This window comes from Comamonas sp. B-9 (assembly GCF_000410635.1).
GTDB lineage: Bacteria > Pseudomonadota > Gammaproteobacteria > Burkholderiales > Burkholderiaceae_C > Comamonas.
The window spans coordinates 37,112-39,361 of the sequence record NZ_KE148636.1; the positions used below are offsets into that span (position 1 = coordinate 37,112).

At 64.9% G+C, this 2,250-nt stretch carries 3 protein-coding genes and 1 pseudogene; 3 read left to right on the forward strand and 1 reads right to left on the reverse strand.

The features are described 5' to 3' along the window. A pseudogene (locus tag H928_RS31725) lies at positions 1-73 on the forward strand (DUF736 domain-containing protein); the annotation flags it as partial. Positions 74-426: 353 nt separating this feature from the next. Here the strand turns inward: H928_RS31725 and H928_RS0118905 are convergent. Next, positions 427-720 (reverse strand): helix-turn-helix domain-containing protein, encoded by a 294-nt coding sequence (locus H928_RS0118905; RefSeq protein ID WP_003056202.1) that lies wholly within the window; start codon positions 718-720, stop codon positions 427-429. A 223-nt stretch (positions 721-943) separates the two neighbouring features. Between H928_RS0118905 and H928_RS0118910 the strand changes: the two genes are divergently transcribed. Both H928_RS0118910 and H928_RS0118915 read left to right on the forward strand, forming a co-directional pair. After that, a complete protein-coding gene (locus H928_RS0118910) occupies positions 944-1,291 on the forward strand; it encodes a DUF2958 domain-containing protein (protein ID WP_003056199.1) in 348 nt (115 codons plus the stop codon). 341 nt (positions 1,292-1,632) lie between these two features. Continuing rightward, positions 1,633-2,250: DUF2285 domain-containing protein (locus H928_RS0118915; RefSeq protein ID WP_021027907.1), on the forward strand; the 618-nt coding region annotated here is incomplete at its 3' end.

Genomic DNA, 2,250 nt, shown 5'->3' on the forward strand with positions numbered 1-2,250 from the left:
TGCCCGCCTGATCGAAGGAGAGAACGGCACGCACGACCTGATCTGGTCGCGCAGCAAGCCCCAGGCGGCCTGACGGCCGCCAGCGCCCCGCCCACTGCGGCGGGGCGCTGTACTGCTTGGATCAGCAGACTGGAAGGCTTGGCTCTCCCAGCTTCGTGATGGTGGTGGTCGGGCAGCATCACCATGACTTCGTGTTGCCAGGGCGAATGCAGGGCGATTCGGCGCACTGCGCCGACCGGGCTTTGCGGGCTGCGCCCCATGCCGACTTCGCCGTCATGGCCATTCGGCTTCAATCCCTATCGCAGCTGCGCGCTTCGCTTGCCTCCGGGGGAAAACCCTGCGGCCTCTCCCCGCCGCGCGATGCTTGGCGCCCCTGAAGTCCCCGAACCGGCTGCACCGGATCGGCCACGCCAGCGCGGTCGCACGCTATGGCGTGTCACTCTTCTTCGCCACAGTCTCCAACTCCTGGCGCACCTGCGCCAGCAGCTGATCGACCTGCTGCAGGTCGTCGCCGGCATAGGCCAGCGTCAGCAGCGTGAGCGGGTGCACCTCCATGACCTCGCACAGCTCGGCCAGCTTGTTCAAGGTGGGGCTTTTGAGGTCGCGTTCCAGCGTGCTCATGTAGGTGCGGCTGGACACGTCCGAGAACGCTTCCTGGCTCAAACCACGTGCTTTCCTGATGGTCTTTAGTGCCTCCGACAATGTATGTTTCGCTGCCAACCCTGGATCTCCGCAAAATCCAAGATGACATCCGATTGAGCCCTATAGGGCTACAATCTATAGTGTTCAACTATGCCCGCCTGCCGCTTTCGTGCTTTTACGGAAATCCGTATCTGCAGCTTCTCACAGAAGCACAAAACCGCATCCGTGCCTTTCCACAAACCCGCCGATGCGGTTTTGCGCTTTCACGCTTCGGCGGTTTTGTGCGAATGAGGTAACGCCCATGAACCAACTCATGACCGAGGACGAGCGCAAGCAACTGCTGGAACACGGCCGGGTCCGGGCCGCTGGCCGGGCCATCGACCCGCTGCCCGTGGTGCGGTTGTTCACGCCGGACGCACACGCCACTTGGCTGCTGGTGTCGCTTGACCCCGCTGACGGCGATACGGCCCATGGCCTGATCGACTTGGGGATCAGCATGCCTGAGCTGGGCGAGATCAAGCTGTCCGACCTCGCATCCATCGTCGGGCCGAGCAAACAGCCCGTGATGCGAGATCGGTATTTCCGGGCGGTGCGCCCGTTGTCGGAGTACCTGCGGCTGGCCCAGGAGAACGGTTCCGTCCTCGATTGAGCCGTTCGCGCCACGGCCAAGCCGGGCGCATTGAGGCTATTTCGGTCTTGCTCCAGACCCGTCAGGTCTTAATCCGCACTGTTGCACCAAACCAGTGCCACCCTGACGCAAACGGTCATGACGCCAGCCGTGCCATCGGGCACGGTGGATAGCGCAGGAGGCCGCATTTCCTCGCGCGCCACCGTCGCATTCAGACGATCCGCGCAATCCATCGGATGCTTTTCGTCTTGACACGCAAGTTACTAATCTACCAGCTTATTCACGATTGGATGCTAGTTCGATGCGGTGACGTTGGCGTGTGAAACCAGTGACGGCCGTCCTGCTCTACGGGAGCTTGCGTCATGGCCGAACCGCACCACCTCGCGCACTGGTATCCGACCGCCGCCTACCTCTACGTCCTGTGTCTGGACACGCTCGCACTGGCCTGGGAGTACCTGCGCCGCCATCCCGACTACCGGATCGACTGGCTGCGCCGTGCGCGCTGCCCCGATGCCGCGCATCGCTGGGGCTTGCGTCTGCTGGAAGACCCGGACGTGGATGCGCGTGACGCGCATCCGGCCTGGCTTCCCGGCCATGGGGCCGTGGTGCAGCTTCACCCCGATGCCGATCCGCCTCCGGATGCCACCGCCTTCGCGTTCTGGCGCATCCCCGGCCACAAGCAGTTGCTGCACGACGGCAAGGGTCTGGCGCTGATCGCGCGCAGCCCCAGCCTTTGCCAGCGCTATGCGCTGGCGCCTGGCCTGGAGGACGGCATGGCCGTGGCCCATGCCTATCGTGGCCGTCACGCCGCCCCTGCGGCCCCTATGCCTGGTACGCCTGCGTCAATGGCTCGGCCCAGGCCACCGCCTGCGGCGCTGCTGGAGCTACACACCCTGCAGGCGCTCGACGCCACCCTGGCGGGCGCGTCCTTGCGCGACGTCGCCGAGGGCTTGTTCGGTGCGGACGCCGCAGCCGGCTGG

Bases quoted from the DNA above. Each gene is read 5' to 3' on its own strand.
- H928_RS0118910 (WP_003056199.1), top strand. From the start codon at position 944: ATGAACCAACTCATGACCGAGGACGAGCGCAAGCAACTGCTGGAACAC.